This is a genomic window from Hyphomicrobium sp. MC8b, from assembly GCF_905067615.1.
Taxonomy (GTDB): domain Bacteria; phylum Pseudomonadota; class Alphaproteobacteria; order Rhizobiales; family Hyphomicrobiaceae; genus Hyphomicrobium_B.
The window spans coordinates 2,889,036-2,909,594 of sequence record NZ_LR898465.1; the positions used below are offsets into that span (position 1 = coordinate 2,889,036).

A 20,559-nucleotide genomic window follows, 5' to 3' on the forward strand; every position below is an offset into this window, starting at 1 on the left:
GCATGGGAAGACCGTCCCGGTCTGCCGGTTGGGTACCCGGAACGCATCCGCACGTCAAGGACGGATGCGGTGTCCTCCCCCGCCGCGTCGGTCGGCCGCTCATTGTTTTGCGACGCTCCTGCGGATAGGCGCAGATGCTTTAACGGCGATACTCGGGCAGGCGCTGCAGCAAGTCGATGATGGGGTAGTCGACCCAGGCGTGGGTCACGAGATCGCGGTGACGGCCTCCGCCGCCGGGAACCACGGCGACGCCTCCCGACGCCAGCCGCGTGTTGATCTGACCGCTGACGTCAACGTCGTGCGCGGCCAGGATGTCTTCGAGCTGGGCATTCTGATTGCGCGTCGAGCTGAGGTAAACGCTGACGAAAAACGCCGACGGGTCGGCTTCGATCCAATGTGCGAACTTGTCGAGATCGCCGTACAGCGAGTCCAGCAGCACCACGCCGCGCACGCGTTTTTTCAAACCGCCCTTCTCGATGGCCGACGCCGCCGCGACGTAGCCGCCGCTGTAGGCGACGACGATGATCGGCATGCTGGCGAATGTGCGCAGCGATCTGCGGTCGCCGAACATGCGCGCCAGATGTTGACCCGCTTCGCCGATAAAGCGGCCGAAAGCGCCGGGTTGCCAGAATTTCCCCGCGCTTGAATCGCGCGCATCGACGGCAAGCTGCGGCGCGACCAGAACGACGTTGGCGTTCGATGCTGTAATCTGCGCCGGGACCTTCTGGCGCGCGAGGACGTCGCGCTGCAGCGTCGCGCCGTGGCCGTGAAAGAAAACCAGCATCAGCGCCGGGCGGCGGATATCGAATCCTTTCGGAATGTGCAGCAGCACCCGATTGTCGTCATACGTTTGATCTTCCCAGTACAGGCGCCCTGAATTGGTGCGATGGCCCAAACGGCCGTTCTCGTTGACGTTGAGAAACGGCACGTTCGTGCCCGGCAGCATGCCGTGATAGGGGAACGGTGCAGTATCGAAATGTACGAGAGCGGTCTTGTCGATTTTCGTTGGCCGGCTGCGCGACTGCACCAGCGTCTTCGATGGAACGATGGGGCGCGGCTTTCCTTGGCTGGCGTCGGCCGAGGCGAGGCCAAGCGTCCAGGCGGCGCCTGCACTAAGCGTGCGTGCGAGGAATTGCCTGCGTCCGTTATTCATTGCCGCCGGCGCGATGCCATAGCGCCCCCGCATTCGATACGGCCATCATTCGAATCGCATTTACCCTCTGACAGAATAGTGGGCGGAGCGCGCCGCAAAAACGAATGTGTCGCTCTAAAGTCCAAAATTGTTCAATTCGTGAGGCAAATGTCGACCAATGCGGCAACCATAATTTGGCAATTGCCATAATCGTGCTCGAAAAACGTTCCGCACGCGCCTCTTAGATGTATTTTGGCAACTCGGATTTAACATGTTTTTGCGGCAGTTGTTGGAACGTTACCGAGTCAATACTGTCCGCAAGCTGGCCTTGGTTAAGCCCCAATCATGACAACTGCCGCATCCATCAGCGCACCGTCTTCCGTAACATCCGGACTTGATGTCCGTACGGTTTCGACCGTCACCGCCACCGCGCTCGCCGTTGCTGATATGATCGGCATCGGTGTCTTTACCAGTCTCGGATTTCAGGTCGCGACCATTCCGTCGGCCTTCTCGGTGCTGATGCTCTGGGTCGTCGGCGGAATTGCGGCGCTCTGCGGTGCGCTGGCTTATGCCGAATTGGCGGCCGCATTTCCGCGATCGGGTGGGGAATACAATTTCCTGTCGCGCATTTATCATCCCGCCGTCGGGTTTCTGGCGGGCTGGATTTCGGCGACGCTCGGTTTTTCGGCGCCTATCGCGCTCGCGGCTATGGCTTTCGGCGTGTATTTTAAGGGGATCATTCCCAGTGCACCCCCTCTCCTTCTGGGGCTTGCCGTCGTTTGGGCGGTGACGCTCATCCATTTGAGCGGCATCAAGCATTCGAGCAAATTCCAAAATATTTCGACGATCATCAAAGGCACGCTAATCATCGCGTTGATCGTCGCGGGACTTGCCTATGGCGTGCCGCAGCCGATCTCGTTTGCGCCCTCGGCGGTGGACTTCAATTACATCGCCAGCGCGCCATTCGCCGTCAGCCTTGTATTCGTGATGTACGCCTACTCGGGCTGGAATGCCGCGACCTATATCGCAGGCGAAATTCGAGAGCCTGCCGTCAGCCTGCCACGCTCGATCATTGCCGCGACCGTCATCGTCATCAGCTGCTACGTCGCGCTCAATGCCGTCTTTCTGTACACGACGCCGATCTCAGCAATGGCGGGCCAGATCGACGTTGCGATGATCGCGGGCAAGCACATCTTCGGTCAGCTCGGCGGAATGATCGTCGGCGCGCTCATTTGCATTGGGCTCATCTCCTCGATCAGCGCCATGGTCTGGATCGGGCCACGCGTCACGATGGCGATGGGCAAGGATCATGCGCTATTCCGCGCCTTGGCTCTCACCAGCAAGAACGGCGTTCCGACGTATGCAATCCTGCTACAGCTCGCGATCGTCAGCGTGCTTTTGATGACGCAGAGTTTCGAGGCTGTGCTTGATACGATTCAGTTCAGTCTGACGCTCTGCTCGTTCCTCGCCGTGATTGGCGTCATCATCCTGCGCTGGAAAGAACCCAATCTACCGCGGCCATATAAGACGTGGGGTTACCCACTCACGCCGTTTATCTTCCTCGGCGTAACTGCCTTCATGATGTATCACCTCATCGTAGAGCGTCCTCTGCAGTCTCTGGCTGGTCTCGTCATTATGATGACGGGTTTAGCCGTGTATGCTTATGCGCAGCGGCGCCCGATGCTCGGTCAGGATCTCGATAGGACCCAACATGGCTAGAATACGCGTGACCGCAGCGATCGCCTTCGCGGCGCTCGCGGTTTCGATTTTGTCGATTCCCGCACGTGCCGAACCTCGCGCAAGCCTGGACGACACCGCCAAATTCATTGCGGGCATGCAGCCGTCCGACGGTTCGCCGCTCAAGGCCTACACGAACGATGGCTTTTGGAAGCAGTACGCGGCGGGCTTCAACCAAGCTTGGGACGGTCTGGAAAAGCGTCAACTGAGCAAAATTCGGATGCTCGTGTCGCGCGATTTCAAAAATCCGCAGCCGACGCTGTTCTATTTCTTCAGCGGCGCCGACTATCTCTACGCAGATGCTTTCTTTCCGTCGGCCAAGACTTACGTGATGGCAGGGTTGGAGCCGCCAGGACAAATTCCGGACCTGCGGAAATATTCGCGCGGCGAGATGGCTGGCGCGCTTCGTGAGCTTCGTGCGTCGCTTTCTTCATTGCTGAGCTACAGCTTCTTCCGCACGCGCTCCATGCGGATCGACTTTGGCAGCGCCAAGCTCAACGGCACGACGCCCGTGCTGATGACGTTCCTCGCCCGCTCCGGCAAAACGATTTACGACGCCGAGCTGTTTGATTTGGCGAGCGATGGGACGTTGCATTCCGTTGATGAGAAGATTGCGAAACCTACGGGCCGCGGTGTCAAGATCACCTTCGGCGATGCCAGCATCGGCGCCAAACGGACGCTCTACTATTTCAGCACCGATCTCTCGGATGGAGGCTTGAAGTCGAGCGGCTTCCTGACGTTTTGCGACACGCTCGGAAAGGGTGACAGCTTCGTCAAGAGCGCGTCCTATCTCATGCATGAGGACAACTTCTCCACCGTGCGCACGTACTTGCTGGATCATAGCGTGTCGCTGCTGGAAGACGATTCCGGCATTCCGATCCGCTACTTCGCCAAGGGCTGGCAGCTTCACCCCTATGGGCGGTACGCAGGGCCGATCAGCCTCTTCGCCGGAAAGTATCAGGCGCGTCTGAATGAGGTTTTCGCGAAGGACAAGACAACTCCGATTGACTTCAGCCTTGGGTATCGGTGGCGGCCGGCGGAGTCGAATGTCCTGCTCGCCGTCAAGGACGAGACTGCGGTGGCGTTCAACGAGACGATACCGCCGGTCGTCAAGACCAGCGCGTCGGGAAATTCGAGGTTGAAGGCGGAAACGGCGGCCGACAGGCCTGCGAAGCGCCGCTATCGCTACCGGAAGCAGAAATCGGTCGACAACTCCTTCTTTCCGATGCTCTTCGGGCCGTAAACGCGGCTGCATTCCATAAACCCAGCGAACTGAGACCGCGGCTGATCGCGTTTAGCCGCGCAGGAATGCGTCAAGCGTCGTATGCGGAAATACCTCGACGGCGAGCGTTTCGGGAAGGCATTCGGCTGCGACGACGCCGACATGCTGCGCATCAATCGTGAGATCTTGAACCGCCACGCGCCGCGCGGTGTCCGTTTCCCTCACCTCTTCGCCGCCAACGACTCCTTCCTGCGTCAGCAAACGGCCGATGCCGATGCCCAATGCCTTAGCCACAGCTTCGAGCCGGACCCACGCCGCGATAACGTCCGCATCGTTGGCCGCCGAAAGGTGGGGCTGAGCTGCGAAACGTCCAGCGGCCGCGACGATGCGGTGACGGCGATCGGGCGACATCTTTAGCGGCCGGGCGCGTCTTTCCAGATCGACTCCGAGGGGCATGCTCGCCGACACCGCGATAAGCGCGGCGCTGCCAGTGTGAGAGATGCTGAAGTGCGCCAATCTTCCAGGTAGAACCGGTCGGCCGCCCGGCTCGATTTCAAACGGAATTTGCCGCAGCCCAGGGCCGACGATACGTTCAAGCGCGATGCGCGTTGCGATGCGCGAGGCACGCCAATGACGACGTGCCTCGATATTCTTCATCGCTTCTGCGCGCTCGACATCAGCGGGCGACAACCGGGGCGTCCGCTCCTCCTCGACTTCGAGGCCAGCAGCCGCGCTGTCGAGATCGACGAAGAATATCCGGATATCGGGGGGTGCTTCGCGCACTCCTGAGATCGGAGCGAGTTTGGCAGGAGATTTAGGTTCGCCCTGCACGCGATTTCTTCACATCGTCGGGTGCGGCGACAGGATTGATAGGCTGTCCGCGAAGAATAGCACAGGCGATTTCAAGCTCGCGGATTGCGCTTTGAATCTGGCTTTTCGTAATGGCAGCAAGATCAACCGGCGCTTTCGTCTGCGGCTCGATCGCCACGACGGACGGCGCAGGCTTCGCGATCGGCTTGCGGCCGCGCTTGCGGCCTGTCGCAACGGTCGTAGGTGCTGGCTGAGGTGCAGCGACCCGATGGGCTGCAGCCTTTACCTGATCGACGCCATGCTCGCGCAGAATTTTCTGCACGCCGCGAATTGTATAACCTTCCGCATGGAGGAGCGCACGGATGCCGCGCAGCAGCTCCATATCCTCGGGCCGGTAATAACGACGACCGCCGCCACGCTTCATCGGGCGAATCTGCGGAAAGCGCCCTTCCCAGAAGCGCAGCACGTGCTTTGGTATCTGGAGCTCGTCGGCCACTTCTCCGATCGTGCGAAATGCTTCCGCCGACTTGTTCATGGCTCGCCCCCTCGCGTTCCCAACAACCCCTTGCAATTGAACGCTTAGTTTCGCGCACTTGCAACAGCGGTGTTAGCGACTCGCGTGGCCTTTGTTGATCCTATCCTTCATAATATTGGACGGACGGAACACGAGCACACGGCGCGGCGTAATCGGTACTTCCTCGCCCGTCTTGGGATTGCGGCCGACACGCTCGCCTTTCTGACGAATGCCGAACGAGCCGAACGACGACAGTTTTACTGCGTCGCCACCCGCCAAGCTGCCGGAAATTTCCTCGAGCACCCGCTCGACGAGATCCTGGCTCTCGTTGCGCGGCAAACCAACTTTTTCCACGACGGCTTCCGCGAGATCAGCCCGCGTCAATGTCTTGCCCACCATCCCAATTCCTCCCAGCCGAACATCACTTTGAAAATGATCTCGAAACATCATTTCGGCCGGGGATGGTAGCGGCGGTTCGCCGCGGGGTCAACTGGGTACGCTGCAACAAGCGTCTGATAAAGAACGATATTCTACGCTGCAGCGCACCAAAACGGGCGTTACCAGCGGGCCAGGACGGCGCCCCAAGTAAATCCTCCGCCCATCGCTTCCATCAGGATCAGGCTGCCTTCCTTGATGCGATGAGCCTCAAAAGCATCGTTCAGAGCGAGCGGAATCGAGGCGGCCGATGTGTTGCCGTGCTTATCGAGCGTCATGACGATTTTTTCGGGCGCGACGTTCAGCTTTTTGGCGATGCCATCCAGGATGCGCTTATTCGCCTGATGTGGGATGAAGAGATCAATTTCATCGGGCGTATAGCCGGTTTGAACGAGCGTCTCCTCGATGACGCCCGAGATCTTCTGAACGGCGTGGCGGAAGACCTCGCGGCCGTTCATGCGCAGATGACCGACGGTCTTGGTCGAGCCGGGGCCGCCGTCGACATACAGCAGTTCTTCAAAACGGCCATCGGAGCGAATGAGCGTCGAGATGATGCCGCGGTCGTCGCGCATGCCACGCTGCGGCTGCGCTTCGAGCACGACCGCACCGGCGCCATCGCCGAATAGAACGCAGGTGGAGCGATCGGACCAATCGAGAATACGCGAGAACGTCTCGGCGCCGATGACGAGAGCGCGCTTGGATTGCCCGGCTTTCAGGAAATTGTCGGCGATGGTAAGCGCATAGACAAAGCCGGAGCAGACGGCCTGCACGTCGAATGCGGCGCCCTTCGTGACGCCGAGCATCGTCTGGATTTTCACCGCCGTGGCGGGGAACGTGCGGTCGGGCGTCGACGTCGCGCAGACGATGAGATCAATTTCGACAGGGTCGATCCCTGCACGGATCAACGCCTGCTTCGCAGCAGCTGCGCCGAGTTCGGATGTCAGCTCTTTTTCGTCGGCGATGTGGCGTTCGACAATTCCAGAGCGCTCGCGGATCCACGCGTCGCTTGTATCGACGATTTTCGCGAGATCATCATTCGTCACTACGCGCTTAGGAAGGTGTGCGCCGACGCCGCGAATGACAGAGCGGAGAATTGCCAAATCTATGCCTTTCCAAGCAAACTTCCGGTCGTGTCGCGGGGCACAGGTGCCGCGCTGCTGACAGCCGCCGCCGAAAGCCTATGGTGAAAACCGTCAATGTCGGCCGTGAGGCGCGCGATCAGGCCGGAATCGGCCATCTCGTACGCAAGATCGACGGCGCTCGCAAATCCAAAGGCATCGGTGCCGCCGTGGCTCTTCACCGCAATACCGTTCAAGCCCAGGAACGTGCCGCCATTGACGCGGCGAGGGTCCATTTTTTCTTTCAGAACGCGGAAGCCGCCTTGCGCCAAGAAGGCGCCGATCTTGCTGACGATAGAACTCATCATTGCAGATCGAATATAGGTGCTGATCTGCTTGGCTGTTCCCTCCGCCGTCTTCAGCGCAATATTGCCGGCGAAGCCCTCGACAACGACAACGTCAACGGCGCCCTGCCCGATCTGATCGCCTTCGACAAAGCCCTTGTATTCGAGCGGGAGAACATCGACCGACTTCAAAAGCGCGTTCGCGGACTTGACGTCCTCGTTGCCCTTCATCTCTTCGGTGCCGACGTTCAGCAGGCCGACGGACGGCCGCTCGATGTGGAAGACGGCGCGCGCCATCGCAGCGCCCATCAAGGAAAAGTCAGCGAGCTGACTGGCCGTCGCGCCGATGTTGGCGCCGACATCGAGCACAATGCATTCGGATTTCACTGTTGGCCACAGAGCCGCGATCGCCGGACGCTCGATGCCTGCGATTGGGCGCAGCACCAGCTTCGCAATCGCCATCAGCGCGCCGGTGTTGCCCGCCGACACGGCAGCGTCTGCCTCGCCGGCTTTCACCGCTTCGAGCGGCAGCCACATGCTGGAACCCTTGCCGCGCCTCAGGGCCTGGCTCGGCTTTTCATCCATCGAGATAACAAGATCGGTGTGGACGACACGGCTCTTTGCGCGCAACGCCGGATGCTGCGCAAGCGCTGCTTCGATGCGCGGCTGCTGGCCGTAAAGGATAAAGCTCAATGCGGGCTGGCGCTCAAGTGAGAGCGCGGCGCCGGGGACCACGACCTCAGGACCGTGATCACCGCCCATGGCATCGAGTGCGATCGTCTTTGGGCTTGCCATTCTTTGTCGATTGCCGCGAACGCCGCGTTCGGCGCACCTGCACCAGACTCAGCTTTACGGCCCTATCAGTCCCCGAAATTCGGCGAGACCATATCCTTTTGGAGCCCGCCCACAAGGCGAAATCGCACCTCGTGACAGAACCACTCACATCTGAGTACTTTACCTTGACTTTTCATTCGCATATAGCGCCATGAAGCCGTTTTACGGCTTCGTAAGCTTGGCCTGACCGGGTGCTGACCGGGGCAACCAAACGCGCGGTTTAGCGCTTATCCTTAAGCTTCGATAAAGCGGCGAACGGGTTGCTGGGGCTCTCCTGACCCGATTTTGGATCTTCCCATGAGAATTCCGCGCCTTCGCGCCGTGGATAGGGATCGAGGGATGCCGACAGCGTTTCGAAGACGATGCGCCCGACGGGAATCAACCCATGCTCCAGCAATTCGACATCGCTGCCGCTTAGAACGCTGGAATCCTCATCACTTTCCTCGGACTTGAGGTCGGGCCAGAACTCGACGTCAAACGCCGCTTCGACCTTGCCAGCGACGGGTTCGAGCGAGACGACACACGCCTGTTCTACGCGCGCAGAGAGTGTCCCCGAAAGTCGGTACGCGCCGCCCGAAATCGAGACGATGCGATAGCGCGACGACAGGCTCGCGACACTGAGGATCTCGAGCCCCTTCGCAACGTCCTGCAATTCCTCAGCCGTCGCCTCTCGCGTGCGGTTCAACCCACCCGCTGGAATTTCGGTGGTTTTTTCGGTCCAATCCAAAGCGTCCGTCACGTCTCAGTCTTTCCGATCATTGAGTGCTGCCCGATCATTGAAGTGCTCGCGTCCAAGAGTTGCGCAGCTGCACCGCTTTGCACCCAGACGTCAAAAGGCACCACAGCTAGCGCCGATGACGCAGCGCGAACATAGTTTGCCAGCGCGCGCTCTGCATCCTGCCGTTTTGCGGCGCCGGGCAATGCATAATGCTCAAGGTTTGCAGCCAAGCGGCCATCTTCTATGTCGGCGACGCTGCTCTGGTAAATCGTGGCGCGTTCATAAAATGCCGCGGCGGCGCGCTTAACCTTCTTTGGCACCGCAAGATCGCCGATACCCATTTCGCGCATGCAATCGTCCATGTCCTCGACGAAAATTTCGATCATGCGCTGGCTGAGGCCCGCGGCATCGGGCACGGTGCCGCGCAATCCCTCCAGGGCGAGATAAAGGTGCAGTGCGACCAGTTCGAACCGGCCTTCAGGTGTGTCCGGAACGCCAATCGCACCATAAAAGTCCGGCTGTCTCGCAGCGGTCACGACGCTGCCATAAAGCTCTTTTGCTCTGCGCCCGGTTTCCGTCCGCTTGTTCAGCCATCGCAACATGTTGGGGGCAACTGTTAATAAGCTAGAGGGTTGCGGCGTGACCCAGTGAATTCTGGGGAACATGCTGTGCGGCCACGGGGGCGCGCAGTTGCTGCTTTTCGGCACTCAATCTAAACACGCGTGGCCGAAAGGGCGAGGTGATTCCCGCTAATGAAAGTACAAATGAAACAGAACGGGACCAGGCGCCAGTACCGTGCAGGAGCGCTTCTGCTGAGCCTGCTGGCTTCGGCTGCTGTTCTTTCAGGCTGCGGCGCGCCGACGATCACCAAGCACGGCATTGAATTTCGGCCGACAGATCTGCAGGCCATCCAGTCCGGCATGAGCAAGGACCAAGTGCGGAGCGCGCTCGGAACGCCAAGCACGACGGCGGTCTTGGGTGATGGCAGCGCGTTCTATTATATTTCCAGTACCGACTCTGAAAAGTCGTTCTTCTTGCCGACGGAAGAGAACCGGCAGGTAGTTGCAGTCTATTTCAACCAGGGCGCGACTGTCGACCACATCGCGAACTATGGTTTGAAAGACGGCAAGGTCTTCGACTTCATCAGCCGGACGACCCCGGCGCCGGGCGGCAAGGACGAAGGCATTCTGAAAGGCCTCTTCCGCAATCTCGGCAAGCAACAGCTCTTCGGCGGCGGCTGACGTTTACTTCGCTCCGTGCCGGGGGCTCGTTTCGCGCGGCAGCACCTGCTATATCGCGATGGGTGCCGCCGGGTCGCGCTTGAAAAAACGTGAGCCGGCAGCAAATGAAACAGATGGCCGGCGCGCAGGGCCAGACGTCGGCCAACGCAACAAATCCAGGTATTCCATGACCGAAAAAATCCAAGCGGGCTTCATGGCCTTTCTCGTGGACGGCAAAGACGGTATCGGCGCGATCCGCGAAGTGACGCCGACCTCACTCGTGCTTTATGTCGAGAACGCTGGTGAATTCGTCGTGCCGCTATCGGCGGTGAAAGACGTGCACTCGCAAAAGGTGCTGCTGAAGCCTGAGCTTCTCGACAAGCGCATTTTAGCCGCGATCGGTCATGTCCACGACAGCGAAGATCCCAAGCTCGTCGGATAAACATCTGTACAGTGTGCTGAACGAAAAAAGGCCCCGCGAACGACCGCGGGGCCTTTTCTGTCTGTAGGTTCGTCTGTGATCGTCACGCCATGTGTGCGAGCACGGCAAGCAGCAGCAGCGCAACGATGTTCGTGATCTTGATCGCCGGGTTCACGGCGGGACCTGCCGTGTCCTTGTAAGGATCGCCGACGGTGTCGCCGGTAACGGACGCTTTATGGGCCTCCGAGCCCTTCATATGCTTGACGCCGTCCTTATCGACAAAGCCGTCTTCGAAGCTCTTCTTGGCGTTGTCCCATGCGCCGCCGCCCGATGTCATCGAGATTGCGACGAAGATGCCCGTGACGATCACACCGAGCAGCATCGCGCCGACCGCGGAGAAGGCGGCACCCTTGCCTGCGATGGCATTGACGACGAAGAACAGCACGATCGGCGACAGCACCGGCAGCAACGACGGCACGATCATTTCCTTGATCGCGGCACGCGTCAGTAGATCGACCGCTCGCGCATAGTCGGGCTTCGACGTACCTTTCATGATGCCTGGATCGGCCTTGAACTGGCGGCGCACCTCTTCGACGATCGATCCCGCTGCGCGGCCGACGGCCGTCATGGCGAGACCGCCGAACAGATACGGAATGAGGCCGCCGAGAAGCAGACCGGCAACGACGTAGGGATTTTCAAGGCCGAAGTTGACTTCGACGCCCTTGAAGAACTGATAGCCCGTGGCGCCTGCCTTGTTCGCTTCATCAATGAAGTGATGCAGATCGTAGTTATAGGCCGCGAAGAGCACGAGAGCGCCGAGACCGGCCGAACCGATGGCATAACCCTTGGTGACGGCTTTCGTGGTGTTGCCGACCGCGTCGAGCGCATCGGTCGAGCGGCGGACTTCCTTCGGCAGTCCGGCCATTTCAGCGATGCCGCCCGCGTTGTCCGTCACCGGGCCGAAGGCGTCGAGCGCGACGATCATGCCCGCGAGACCGAGCATCGTCGTCGTGGCGATGGCGGTGCCGAACAGGCCGCCGAGCTGGTAGGTTGCAATGATCGCGGCGACAATCGCAAGCGTAGGCAGGGCGCAAGCTTCAAGCGAAACCGCCAGACCCTGGATGACGTTCGTGCCGTGGCCCGTCACCGACGCCTGGCTGATCGAGCGCACCGGACGATAGCCGATGCCGGTATAATATTCGGTGATCCAGACGATCAGGCCTGTCAGCACCAGTCCGACGATACCGCACAGGAACAAGTTGCCGCCGGTGATGGTCTGGCCGGCTGCGGTGCCGACTTCTCCGAAACCGCCGAGAACGTATTGTGTGGCAACGTAAAGACCGAGGATCGACAGCACAGCGGAAGCGATCACGCCGCGATAGAGTGCGCCCATGATCGAGCCGTTGCTGCCGAGCTTTACGAAATACGTGCCAACGATCGACGTGACGATGCAGGCGGCGCAGATCGCGAGCGGATACGTGATGAGCGCCGCAAGGTTCGGCTGGCCTGCGAAAAAGATCGCGGCGAGCACCATCGTTGCGACGACCGTCACGGCGTAGGTTTCGAACAGGTCGGCCGCCATACCGGCGCAGTCGCCGACGTTGTCGCCGACGTTATCGGCAATCGTTGCAGGGTTGCGGGGATCGTCTTCGGGAATGCCGGCTTCGACCTTGCCGACAAGATCGCCACCGACGTCAGCGCCCTTCGTGAAAATACCGCCGCCGAGACGCGCGAAGATCGAGATGAGAGACGCACCGAAGCCGAGCGACACCAGCGCATCGACGACCTCACGGCTGCCCGCTTCCTTGCCGAGGCCGACCGTCAGCACCGTGTAGTAGACGGCGACGCCGAGTAGCGCCAAGCCCGCAACCAAAAGGCCGGTGATGGCACCGGCCTTGAACGCGATGTCGAGGCCCTTGCCCAGCGAGATCGTCGCCGCCTGAGCCGTGCGGACATTGGCGCGAACGGAAACGTTCATGCCGATGAATCCGGCGGCGCCGGAAAGAACCGCACCAATCAGAAAGCCGATGGCCTGCAGAGGTCCGAGCAGCAGCCAAGCGAGAATGAAGATGACGACGCCGACGATAGCGATCGTGCGATATTGCCGGCTGAGATAGGCCTGCGCGCCTTCACGAACGGCGGCTGCGATCTCCTGCATGCGGGCGGTGCCCTGGTCGGCACTTAACACCGCATTCGCAGTGATGACAGCGTAGAGGATCGACAACGCCCCGCAGGCGATGATCGCCCAAAGTATGTTGGTCATGAGTGGTCCCTTTTGGCACGCTTCCTATGAGGCCCGTTTTGATCGGACCCCTATCGCCGGTGCTTCCAGGTGCTGCCGAAACAGCTTTTCCGCCCCGACTCTTTATTCTGTGATTGTTGCAGTATCGGTTTTGGTCGGCGGACCATGCCAAAAGTGTCGCAGGGTTGCAACTCGTGCGAGACGTACTCCCGTCCCAAAAAGAAGCGGCCCGGACGGGAGACCCGCGCGAGCCGCATTCGAACGTTCGCCTGACAGGAGCTAGCAGCAGACGCTAGCGAATCAGCGGCGCCAATGACCACGGTGGCCCCAGCCGCCGCGCCATCCGCGATGGCCCCAGCGCCCGCCGCGCCAGTAGCCGCGGTGTCCCCAGTAGCCACCGCGCCAATGGCGATAGCGCCAGCCGGGCCCATACCAACGGCGATAGCCATAATACGGGCCGCCGTAGTAGCCGCCGTAATAATAGCTCGGGTAGTAGCCACCGTAATAATAGGGCCAGCCGTATCCGTAATAACCGGGTCCCCACCAGCGACGACGCCAGCCCCAGCCGCCGCGCCAACCCCAGCCTCGGCGCCAGCCGCGATGCCACCCCCAGCCACGATGCCAGCCTCGGTGGCCCCAACCGCCACGACGCCAACCCGTCTTGGTGACAACGCTTGAGGCCTTGTCGACATGCATGGCCGTCAAGCCGGCTGCAGCGTTGGCAGAAGCCGGGAGTGTTCCCGCAAAAAAGAGTCCGGCGAGAACGGATAAACTCATGACAAGTTTTCGCATTGGTCTCTCCATAAGGGACAGTCGCCCTCGGACGGCTATGGGATCGACCCAGGGCCGGCGAACTTCAAACGCTCGTGAGTTCGCGCACGTTTCACGAACCTCACAGACACATCGCAAATTGTCTCGACCTGAGGCGGATTAAGTTCCGTTTGTTGTGAACAGCCGATGAATGTCTGATCGCATTTTCGTTGTGCGTCGCACGGTCTTTTCGCGCCTGCTGTCAGGCAGCGCGAGCCGTGATAGTTAAGCTCGATATTCGCTTTAGCGACCGGAGGCGGGGCGTGACGATCGAAAACAGTCTGCGAAGTGCCGAGGGACAGCAGCTCATCTCAAATGTTGCCTCAGCTTTCGGTATCGACGAACAAAAGGCGGCCGAGGCTGTACAGCTGCTTACCGATGAGCTCAGCGCTCGGATCCAGCGCGCCATGCTGTCCCGCGGGGGGGTGGCCGATGTCGTGTCGCTGGTGACAGCCCCGGCAGCGCAGCGAGCGCTTACGCGTCCTGATGCGCTTGCCACCTCGGGGGTCGCTGCGGACGGCGACGACATCCTCGACGTGCTTATCGGCAGCAAACATGTGAGCCGGGGCATCGCCCAGCGCACGGCGCGGATGACCGGGCTCGATCCGATAACGGTCCAGAAGTTGCTGCCGGTGGTCGCTAATCTGATGGTCGGCGAATTGCAGCGGCAATCGGCCCCGGCGATCGCCAAGGTCGCGGGAAGTCTTCCCGGATTTGGCGGTGCAGGCGGCAGCCCCTTGCCGCTACCGGGAGATATTTTCCCGCCCAGGGGGTCGAACTCCAATTCCTCGTCCGATCTGCCAAGCGGACCGGCATCCAGCGCCTCACGCGGGCCGATCGATGCCGGCAATCCGCTGCCGGTACCTGGCGACACGATACCGGGCGTCGGACGTCGCAATCGCTACCCCCAACCGGGTCAGGACGATAATCCGTATAGCCGATTGCCCGATATCGTCCGTCGCGGGGGCGAGCGCGTGCCGGGCCCGGACGGCGGCTCGCTGGAGAGCGTCATCCGGTCGATCCTGGGCAATCTACTCGGGTCGAACAGCGGCGTCGTCGGGACGATGATCAAGCTGTTTCTCGTCCGCTGGATCGTCTCGCTGGTCCGGCGGGTTCTCGCGGGCGCACTTAGTCGGCGATAACGCGGGGAAAAGCCCCCCTACATGCAAAGGGCCGCCCCGAAGGCCGGCCCTTTGATAGATTGGCGAAATGCAGAAGTGTCAGCGGCCCTTGCGGCACGGGCGAGCGTTAATATCGCAGCCCCATGAGCCGTCGCCGCCTGAGCAGGTAACAGTCTTGCTCGAAGCCAAACCCCAGTGCGCCCAAGTCGAACCATATTCAAAGTCGGTGAAGTCCGCCCACGACTTGATCGCGGAAGCGATTGCTGCCTTTTTCGTGGCTCGGCCCGAGCTTGAACCGTAGTGGTAGTGATCAACGAAGCATGTCTTGTTGCCACGTTCGCGCTGCTGCGCGTGAATTGCGGCTAATCCCGTCTCATCCGCGAGCGCAGGAACTGCGCAGGCCACAACTACAGCGGCGGCGAGCGCCGGCTTCACCCATCCGAACCGATTCATCTGTTCCCGTCTCCGAAGACTAATGGGGGCTAGTTCCCCATTCCGGCTATTTCGCAGATTCAACAGCCGTTCAGAAAGCTTTGTCGAAGGGAGAGAAAAGAAATTGGAGGAGAGAGGCAATCCGGGCACAGCTTTCTTGTCCTACGTCGCCAACGCGTTTCGCAATTTGGACAAGCTCTATTTCTGCGCCCGAGTTTGGGTGTCTTTTACTTGACGGCGACGACCGAGATTTCAACGAGCATGCGCGGGTCGATGACCTTGGCCTCGACGCAAGCGCGCGCCGGAGCGCCTTCGCCGCCGAGCCATGCGCTCCAGGCCTTGTTCATGCCGTCGCGGCTGCGGATGTCGCTGAGCCAGACAGTCGCCTGCACGATCTTCGCCTTGCCGGTACCGGCAAGCGCCAGCAGGCGGTCAATTTCGGCCAGAACTTCGGCGGTCTGGCCTTCGACATCCTTGGACAGGTCGGTCGGGATGACACCGGCGGTAAAGACGAAGCCGTTGGCCTCCGTGACCTTCGAATAGACGGGGGAGGTTTCGTAGCGGGTAACGGTCACTTGAGGTCTCCTGTATGCGGATGGATTGCCGGCGCCTCATAGCAGGCGCCCGCTCCGGCCAGAAGCCTCAAAGCAGCGGTGGGTCTTCGTGCCGCTCGCCGTCGATGACGAGACCTTTGAGCGCCGCGGTGCCGTCGGTGCCGACTGCGACGATCGCCTCGATTTTGTGGTCTCGGACCTTCTTTTCCAGATCGATGCCCGTACCTTCGGGCACGAAGTACTGCTCGATCCCGTAACGGACGCTGGCGTTGGTTTCAGGCGGGTTCTGGGTTGTCCAGGCCGATTGCACCCTGCCCTTCAGCACGAGATCTCCGGCCGCCAGTTTCGGCGGAAAAACGGTGCTGACGTGGCTGACCAGCCATCCACCTTCAGGCTTTGCCGACAGCGTCACGAAGACTTCGCCGCCCGGCACAAAGCCGGTGAATACAGGGTCGCTTGCGGTGGCCGAAGTCTTGATCTGGCTGATGTCGTAGCCGAGCGTCACGTAATCACCGCGGAAGACATCGCGGGGGTCGAGCGGCTGAACCGCCAAGGTCACCTCGCGGCCCGACTTCAAAAGCCGGTCGCGCTCGTGGATCATGTTGAAGAGCGCCGCCGATTGAAGAAGCGCGACGCCGCCAAGAAGCGGCCACATCCATTTGCCGGTGGCGATCATGCGGGCAGGCCTCCGGTCGTGCTTCTGCGGGCCAAGCGGAGTGCTGCATACGCGAGCGCCGCAACGATCAGGGCGGCAATCAAGAAGAAGAGCGAGGTGCCGAGAATCGAGCCCACGGTCTGGCCGTAGAGCGCCAGAATTTCAATTGAGAACGCGATGTATCCGAGCCAAAGCGCGCCGCGATTGCCCGTCGATAGCGCATGCGAAATGGCGGCGATCAGCAGTACGAGCGTGATAATCGCGAGCACGATGAGCCGCCCGACCGATGGACTTTCAAAAAATTGCAGTGCGAACAGCCCGGCGAAGGTGATGGCAATTGCATAGACGAATAAGGGCGCTACGATGTGTCCGAGATCGGGCCTGCTTTTTTCAAGGCCGACGAAACCCAGCGCTGCCAGTACGCCGATGATGGCGACGAGATCGTGCGAATGCCCGTGTCCCATCAGGTAGCCGAGCGACACGATGAAGACCGTCAGCGTCAGAGCAGACAGATGCAGCCCTGGCCACCAGCGCTGCCAAACGAACGCCATCGTCACCAAGCCCCAGCCGATCAAAAACGGCCAGTGCACGTCGCCGCTTGCCGAGACATGCATCGACGACCAGACACAGACGAGGATCATCGTCAGGGCCAGCGCCGGATTGGAGCGCAGCGCGACGCCCGATACGAGCGTTCCGATCCACCACAGCAGAAGGCCATCTAACGGGTCGCCTGCGATGTGGTACATCTGGCTGACAAGCATGATGCTGGCGCCGAACATACCCCCGGAAAACAGAACGGCCGCGTCTGCCAGGTAGGGTTGTCCGCGCGTGGCGAACCCACCGGCGAGGCCATAGCCTGCCCAGATCGACGCCAGCAGCAGCGCGAGGCGCGCCAGGCGCGGAACGTCCTCCCAGTGAGCCGCAACGAACGACAGCGCCGCAAAGCCGAACAGGACGCTCGCCAGAATTCCAAGCGCCGACGCCAAATTGAAGGCGTACGCACCGTTCTCAACGTCCGCAGCGATCGCCGCACGCCCTTCGGTGCTCAGCCAGCCGTTCGACTGCCAACGATCAAGATCACGGAGAAGGCGTCTTTTGTAAGGGGACCACATTTCGTCTCTTCACCGGAGCGACATACGTTTTAGCTATGAGATTGAAGAGCACGCCGACAATCCGTTGACCAGAGTGCGGCGGTCTCGTGGTTGCCGGTCGTTGCGTAACGCTCGCTGCAATTATCCGCAATTTCGCTCTGATTTTCAAATTTGTCACAGGATAGAGAGTTGTGCAGGCCTTGACGGGGCCACGCTTCTCGACCACTCTAGTTGCAAATGATTGTCATTTGCGACAATAGCAGGATGGATCGTGGACGCCCGCGCAGAACCGACATCGACAGCATCCGAACGTCCCCATCAGGGAACATGGCGCAGTCCGGCTAAAGATCCATCCTTATCGGATGTTTTTCGCACTGTCCGTGTCTCAGACCACAACACCAGCTGGCGGCGCCTCGCGGCGTTTTTCGGCCCCGGCTACATGGTCGCCGTCGGGTACATGGATCCGGGCAATTGGGCGACTTCGATCGCAGGCGGCTCGAAATTCGGCTATGCCCTGCTTTTCGTTGCGCTGCTTTCGAACATCATGGCGATTGTTTTGCAGTCGTTGTGCGCGCGCCTTGCAATCGGCTCGGGGCGCGATCTCGCGCAGGCCTGCCGCGATGGCTATCCGCAGTGGGCGGCTTATCCGCTATGGCTGTTCGCAGAAATCGCCATCATCGCGACCGACGTAGCGGAAGTCATTGGTACGGCCATCGGCCTCAACCTGCTGTTCGGCATACCGCTCGAAATCGGCGTGCTGCTGACGGCGCTCGACGTTTTCGTCGTACTGTTGTTGCAGCGGCTCGGCTTTCGCTATCTCGAAGCTTTCATCATTACGATGCTGGGCGTCATCGCCATCTGCTTTGCGGTACAGATCGCCATGGCCGATCCGGAATGGGGCGCCGTGATTCGCGGCTTTGCGCCGACGACGGAAATTTTGAAAAACCCCGAGATGCTCTATCTCGCGCTCGGCATCATCGGCGCGACAGTAATGCCGCATAATCTCTATCTGCATTCCGCGATCGTGCAGACACGCGACTACGGCACGACGTCGGAACAGAAGCATGAAGCCCTCAAGTTTGCGACGATCGACTCGACGCTGGCACTGTGTCTCGCGCTGCTCATCAATGCTTCGATCTTGATCCTCGCGGCGGCGGCGTTCTATACGGCCGGCAAGACAAACGTGGTCGAACTCAGCGAAGCGCAATCGCTGCTGCATCCCCTCCTCGGCTCGGCCATCGCGCCGACGCTGTTTGGCATCGCGCTGCTCTGTTGCGGTTTGAATTCGACCGTCACTGCGACACTTGCCGGACAGACGGTAATGGAAGGTTTCCTGCACATCAGGCTGGCGCCCTGGGTGCGCCGGTTGATTACACGATCCGTCGCGCTGCTTCCGGCCGCAGGCGTGACGCTGCTCTACGGGGAAGCGGAGACGGGTAAGCTGCTGATCCTGACACAGGTCGTCCTAAGCCTGCAGCTGCCATTTGCCGTGATCCCGCTCGTGCAATTCACGGCGAGCCGCGGCAAGCTCGGCAACCTCGTTGCGCCGCGCTGGCTGACGGCCGTTGCCGTCGTGATCGCGGCCACCATCGTCATTCTCAACGCGAAGCTGGTTTACGACTATTTCATCGGCTAGTTGCGCGTGATTTGCCTTGCGCCGCGCCCACGCGTAAGAAGGCGCGTCAGGCTGACGATGCCGGGCTACCCCTGCCCCCCTTCGGCCGACGAACCCATCCTCATTCCACGTCCGAAGGACCGCCGTGCAGACCGTTCGCTCATCTGTTGTTCACGTTATTGGCGCCGGACTTGCCGGATCGGAAGCCGCCCATCAGATCGCAGCGACGGGCACGCCCGTCGTGCTGCACGAGATGCGGCCCGTGCGCTCGACCGAAGCCCATAAGACGGACGGCTTCGCCGAACTCGTCTGCTCGAACTCGTTCCGGTCGGACGATTGGGAAAACAATGCCGTCGGACTTTTACATGAAGAACTGCGCCGCGCTGGTTCGCTCATCATGGCGGCGGCCGACGCACACAAGCTGCCTGCCGGTGGCGCGCTAGCTGTCGATCGCGATGCATTTTCCGCGGAAGTCACGGCAAGGCTTTCCGCCAATCCGCTCGTCACCATCGAACGCGGCGAGATCGAAGGATTGCCGCCTGACGATTGGGAAAACGTGGTCATCGCCACGGGGCCGCTGACGTCGCCATCGCTAAGCGCAGCACTCGGCAAGCTGACCGGCGAAGACTCGCTTGCCTTCTTCGATGCCATCGCGCCGGTCATTCATCGCGATTCCATCGACACGTCGATTGCATGGTTCCAGTCACGTTACGACAAGGCGGGACCGGCGGGCACGGGCGCTGACTATCTCAACTGTCCGATGTCGAAGGACGAGTACAATGCCTTCGTCGATGCCCTGCTGGCGGGCGAAAAAACGGTCTTTAAAGAGTGGGAGGCTTCGACCCCCTACTTCGACGGCTGCCTGCCCGTCGAAGTGATGGCCGAGCGCGGACGCGATACGCTGCGCTATGGGCCGATGAAGCCGGTCGGGCTCGATGATCCGCGCACGGGGCGTTGGCCGTATGCCGTCGTACAGCTTCGGCAAGATAATGCGCTCGGCACGCTGTGGAATATGGTCGGCTTCCAGACCAAGCTGAAGCACGCCGAACAGGTGCGCATCTTCCGGATGATCCCCGGCCTGGAGAAAGCCGAGTTTGCACGACTTGGCGGCCTGCATCGCAATACGTATCTCAATTCGCCGAAGCTTCTCGACCGCTCGCTGCGTCTCAAAGCGATGCCGAGGCTGCGCTTTGCGGGACAGGTGACCGGCGTCGAGGGATACATAGAGAGCGCCGCCATCGGCTTGCTCGCGGGGCGGTTCGCGGCAGCCGATGCAGTCGGCGTCGCCGCCGCTGCACCACCACCGACGACGGCGCTTGGGGCGCTCCTCGATCACATCACGGGCGGCCATCTTAGCGTTGATGACGGCGAGCGTGGCGCGGCGCGATCATTCCAGCCGATGAACATCAACTACGGCCTGCTGCCGGATCTCGACGCCAATCCGACACACGATAAGAGCGGACAGAAGCTCAAGGGACCGGAGCGCGGACGCGAGAAGAAGCGGCTCATGTCGCGACGAGCGCTTGCCGATCTCGCTCTGTGGCTTAGCGACGATGCGGCCGTGAAGAAGTCGGCGTAAAATCGTCTTCCTTAC

At 60.8% G+C, this 20,559-nt stretch carries 21 protein-coding genes; 7 read left to right on the forward strand and 14 right to left on the reverse strand.

Annotated elements, in window-relative coordinates:
* Positions 1–139 precede the first annotated feature (139 nt).
* Complete coding sequence (locus tag ACLB1Z_RS14130) at positions 140–1,186, reverse strand: alpha/beta hydrolase (protein WP_409560415.1); 1,047 nt, start codon at positions 1,184–1,186, stop codon at positions 140–142.
* 291 nt (positions 1,187–1,477) lie between these two features.
* Between ACLB1Z_RS14130 and ACLB1Z_RS14135 the strand changes: the two genes are divergently transcribed.
* Together ACLB1Z_RS14135 and ACLB1Z_RS14140 are read left to right on the forward strand one after the other, a co-directional pair.
* The gene (locus tag ACLB1Z_RS14135) at positions 1,478–2,851 is read left to right on the forward strand and encodes an APC family permease (RefSeq protein WP_409560416.1); all 1,374 of its coding nucleotides are present in this window, start codon (positions 1,478–1,480) and stop codon (positions 2,849–2,851) included.
* Positions 2,844–4,112 carry a hypothetical protein gene (locus tag ACLB1Z_RS14140; RefSeq protein ID WP_409560417.1) on the forward strand — a complete coding sequence of 423 codons (1,269 nt, stop codon included), beginning with the start codon at positions 2,844–2,846 and terminating at the stop codon, positions 4,110–4,112. The genes ACLB1Z_RS14135 and ACLB1Z_RS14140 overlap by 8 nt, the downstream gene beginning before the upstream one ends.
* 51 nt (positions 4,113–4,163) lie before the next feature.
* On the opposite strand, the gene ACLB1Z_RS14145 is transcribed toward ACLB1Z_RS14140, so the two are convergent.
* From ACLB1Z_RS14145 to ACLB1Z_RS14175, 7 genes are all read right to left on the reverse strand, one after another.
* Complete coding sequence (locus ACLB1Z_RS14145; protein WP_409560418.1) at positions 4,164–4,922, reverse strand: 4'-phosphopantetheinyl transferase family protein; 759 nt, start codon at positions 4,920–4,922, stop codon at positions 4,164–4,166.
* Complete coding sequence (locus tag ACLB1Z_RS14150) at positions 4,906–5,436, reverse strand: MerR family transcriptional regulator (protein WP_409560419.1); 531 nt, start codon at positions 5,434–5,436, stop codon at positions 4,906–4,908. Before ACLB1Z_RS14150 ends, ACLB1Z_RS14145 begins: the two co-directional genes overlap by 17 nt.
* A 72-nt stretch (positions 5,437–5,508) precedes the next feature.
* Complete coding sequence (locus ACLB1Z_RS14155; protein ID WP_013948272.1) at positions 5,509–5,814, reverse strand: integration host factor subunit alpha; 306 nt, start codon at positions 5,812–5,814, stop codon at positions 5,509–5,511.
* A gap of 158 nt (positions 5,815–5,972) precedes the next feature.
* Complete coding sequence (locus ACLB1Z_RS14160) at positions 5,973–6,950, reverse strand: beta-ketoacyl-ACP synthase III (RefSeq protein ID WP_013948273.1); 978 nt, start codon at positions 6,948–6,950, stop codon at positions 5,973–5,975.
* A 2-nt stretch (positions 6,951–6,952) separates the two neighbouring features.
* Positions 6,953–8,047, reverse strand: a complete 1,095-nt coding sequence (gene plsX / locus ACLB1Z_RS14165) for a phosphate acyltransferase PlsX (protein ID WP_409560420.1) — start codon at positions 8,045–8,047, stop codon at positions 6,953–6,955.
* 259 nt (positions 8,048–8,306) lie between these two features.
* Positions 8,307–8,825 (reverse strand): YceD family protein, encoded by a 519-nt coding sequence (locus ACLB1Z_RS14170; protein WP_409560421.1) that lies wholly within the window; start codon positions 8,823–8,825, stop codon positions 8,307–8,309.
* Positions 8,822–9,511 (reverse strand): ubiquinol-cytochrome C chaperone family protein, encoded by a 690-nt coding sequence (locus ACLB1Z_RS14175; protein ID WP_409560422.1) that lies wholly within the window; start codon positions 9,509–9,511, stop codon positions 8,822–8,824. Before ACLB1Z_RS14175 ends, ACLB1Z_RS14170 begins: the two co-directional genes overlap by 4 nt.
* A 57-nt stretch (positions 9,512–9,568) precedes the next feature.
* Between ACLB1Z_RS14175 and ACLB1Z_RS14180 the strand changes: the two genes are divergently transcribed.
* The gene (locus tag ACLB1Z_RS14180; RefSeq protein WP_409560423.1) at positions 9,569–10,045 is read left to right on the forward strand and encodes an outer membrane protein assembly factor BamE; all 477 of its coding nucleotides are present in this window, start codon (positions 9,569–9,571) and stop codon (positions 10,043–10,045) included.
* Between the two features lie 166 nt (positions 10,046–10,211).
* Positions 10,212–10,466, forward strand: a complete 255-nt coding sequence (locus ACLB1Z_RS14185) for a hypothetical protein (protein WP_013948278.1) — start codon at positions 10,212–10,214, stop codon at positions 10,464–10,466.
* 82 nt (positions 10,467–10,548) lie between these two features.
* On the opposite strand, the gene ACLB1Z_RS14190 is transcribed toward ACLB1Z_RS14185, so the two are convergent.
* Positions 10,549–12,708 (reverse strand): sodium-translocating pyrophosphatase, encoded by a 2,160-nt coding sequence (locus tag ACLB1Z_RS14190; RefSeq protein ID WP_409560424.1) that lies wholly within the window; start codon positions 12,706–12,708, stop codon positions 10,549–10,551.
* A gap of 279 nt (positions 12,709–12,987) precedes the next feature.
* Positions 12,988–13,479: a VrrB protein gene (locus ACLB1Z_RS14195; RefSeq protein ID WP_409560425.1), complete on the reverse strand. Its 492-nt coding sequence runs from the start codon at positions 13,477–13,479 to the stop codon at positions 12,988–12,990.
* Between the two features lie 281 nt (positions 13,480–13,760).
* On the opposite strand from ACLB1Z_RS14195, the gene ACLB1Z_RS14200 reads away from it, so the two are divergent.
* Entirely contained in the window at positions 13,761–14,639 is an 879-nt protein-coding gene (locus ACLB1Z_RS14200; RefSeq protein WP_409560426.1) for a DUF937 domain-containing protein, read from the forward strand.
* A 78-nt stretch (positions 14,640–14,717) separates the two neighbouring features.
* Here ACLB1Z_RS14200 and ACLB1Z_RS14205 read toward each other — a convergent pair whose 3' ends face one another.
* The 4 genes from ACLB1Z_RS14205 to ACLB1Z_RS14220 all read right to left on the reverse strand — a co-directional run bounded on the left by ACLB1Z_RS14205 (position 14,718) and on the right by ACLB1Z_RS14220 (position 17,371).
* Positions 14,718–15,071: a hypothetical protein gene (locus tag ACLB1Z_RS14205; protein ID WP_409560427.1), complete on the reverse strand. Its 354-nt coding sequence runs from the start codon at positions 15,069–15,071 to the stop codon at positions 14,718–14,720.
* A gap of 206 nt (positions 15,072–15,277) precedes the next feature.
* Entirely contained in the window at positions 15,278–15,625 is a 348-nt protein-coding gene (locus ACLB1Z_RS14210) for a RidA family protein (protein ID WP_024276090.1), read from the reverse strand.
* 67 nt (positions 15,626–15,692) lie between these two features.
* Positions 15,693–16,280, reverse strand: a complete 588-nt coding sequence (locus ACLB1Z_RS14215; protein ID WP_409560428.1) for a GDYXXLXY domain-containing protein — start codon at positions 16,278–16,280, stop codon at positions 15,693–15,695.
* Positions 16,277–17,371, reverse strand: a complete 1,095-nt coding sequence (locus tag ACLB1Z_RS14220; RefSeq protein WP_409560429.1) for a DUF2157 domain-containing protein — start codon at positions 17,369–17,371, stop codon at positions 16,277–16,279. Before ACLB1Z_RS14220 ends, ACLB1Z_RS14215 begins: the two co-directional genes overlap by 4 nt.
* Positions 17,372–17,621: 250 nt before the next feature.
* Between ACLB1Z_RS14220 and ACLB1Z_RS14225 the strand changes: the two genes are divergently transcribed.
* Positions 17,622–18,986, forward strand: a complete 1,365-nt coding sequence (locus tag ACLB1Z_RS14225; RefSeq protein WP_409560430.1) for an Nramp family divalent metal transporter — start codon at positions 17,622–17,624, stop codon at positions 18,984–18,986.
* Positions 18,987–19,110: 124 nt separating this feature from the next.
* Entirely contained in the window at positions 19,111–20,544 is a 1,434-nt protein-coding gene (gene trmFO / locus ACLB1Z_RS14230; RefSeq protein WP_409560431.1) for a methylenetetrahydrofolate--tRNA-(uracil(54)-C(5))-methyltransferase (FADH(2)-oxidizing) TrmFO, read from the forward strand.
* Positions 20,545–20,559: the final 15 nt, after the last annotated feature.

Coding starts and splice junctions, on each gene's coding strand:
- ACLB1Z_RS14130 (WP_409560415.1), bottom strand. CDS start 1,186: ATGCGGGGGCGCTATGGCATCGCGCCGGCGGCAATGAATAACGGACGC.
- ACLB1Z_RS14135 (WP_409560416.1), top strand. CDS start 1,478: ATGACAACTGCCGCATCCATCAGCGCACCGTCTTCCGTAACATCCGGA.
- ACLB1Z_RS14140 (WP_409560417.1), top strand. CDS start 2,844: ATGGCTAGAATACGCGTGACCGCAGCGATCGCCTTCGCGGCGCTCGCG.
- ACLB1Z_RS14150 (WP_409560419.1), bottom strand. CDS start 5,436: ATGAACAAGTCGGCGGAAGCATTTCGCACGATCGGAGAAGTGGCCGAC.
- ACLB1Z_RS14155 (WP_013948272.1), bottom strand. CDS start 5,814: ATGGTGGGCAAGACATTGACGCGGGCTGATCTCGCGGAAGCCGTCGTG.
- plsX (WP_409560420.1), bottom strand. CDS start 8,047: ATGGCAAGCCCAAAGACGATCGCACTCGATGCCATGGGCGGTGATCAC.
- ACLB1Z_RS14180 (WP_409560423.1), top strand. CDS start 9,569: ATGAAACAGAACGGGACCAGGCGCCAGTACCGTGCAGGAGCGCTTCTG.
- ACLB1Z_RS14185 (WP_013948278.1), top strand. CDS start 10,212: ATGACCGAAAAAATCCAAGCGGGCTTCATGGCCTTTCTCGTGGACGGC.
- ACLB1Z_RS14190 (WP_409560424.1), bottom strand. CDS start 12,708: ATGACCAACATACTTTGGGCGATCATCGCCTGCGGGGCGTTGTCGATC.
- ACLB1Z_RS14195 (WP_409560425.1), bottom strand. CDS start 13,479: ATGCGAAAACTTGTCATGAGTTTATCCGTTCTCGCCGGACTCTTTTTT.
- ACLB1Z_RS14205 (WP_409560427.1), bottom strand. CDS start 15,071: ATGAATCGGTTCGGATGGGTGAAGCCGGCGCTCGCCGCCGCTGTAGTT.
- ACLB1Z_RS14215 (WP_409560428.1), bottom strand. CDS start 16,280: ATGATCGCCACCGGCAAATGGATGTGGCCGCTTCTTGGCGGCGTCGCG.
- ACLB1Z_RS14220 (WP_409560429.1), bottom strand. CDS start 17,371: ATGTGGTCCCCTTACAAAAGACGCCTTCTCCGTGATCTTGATCGTTGG.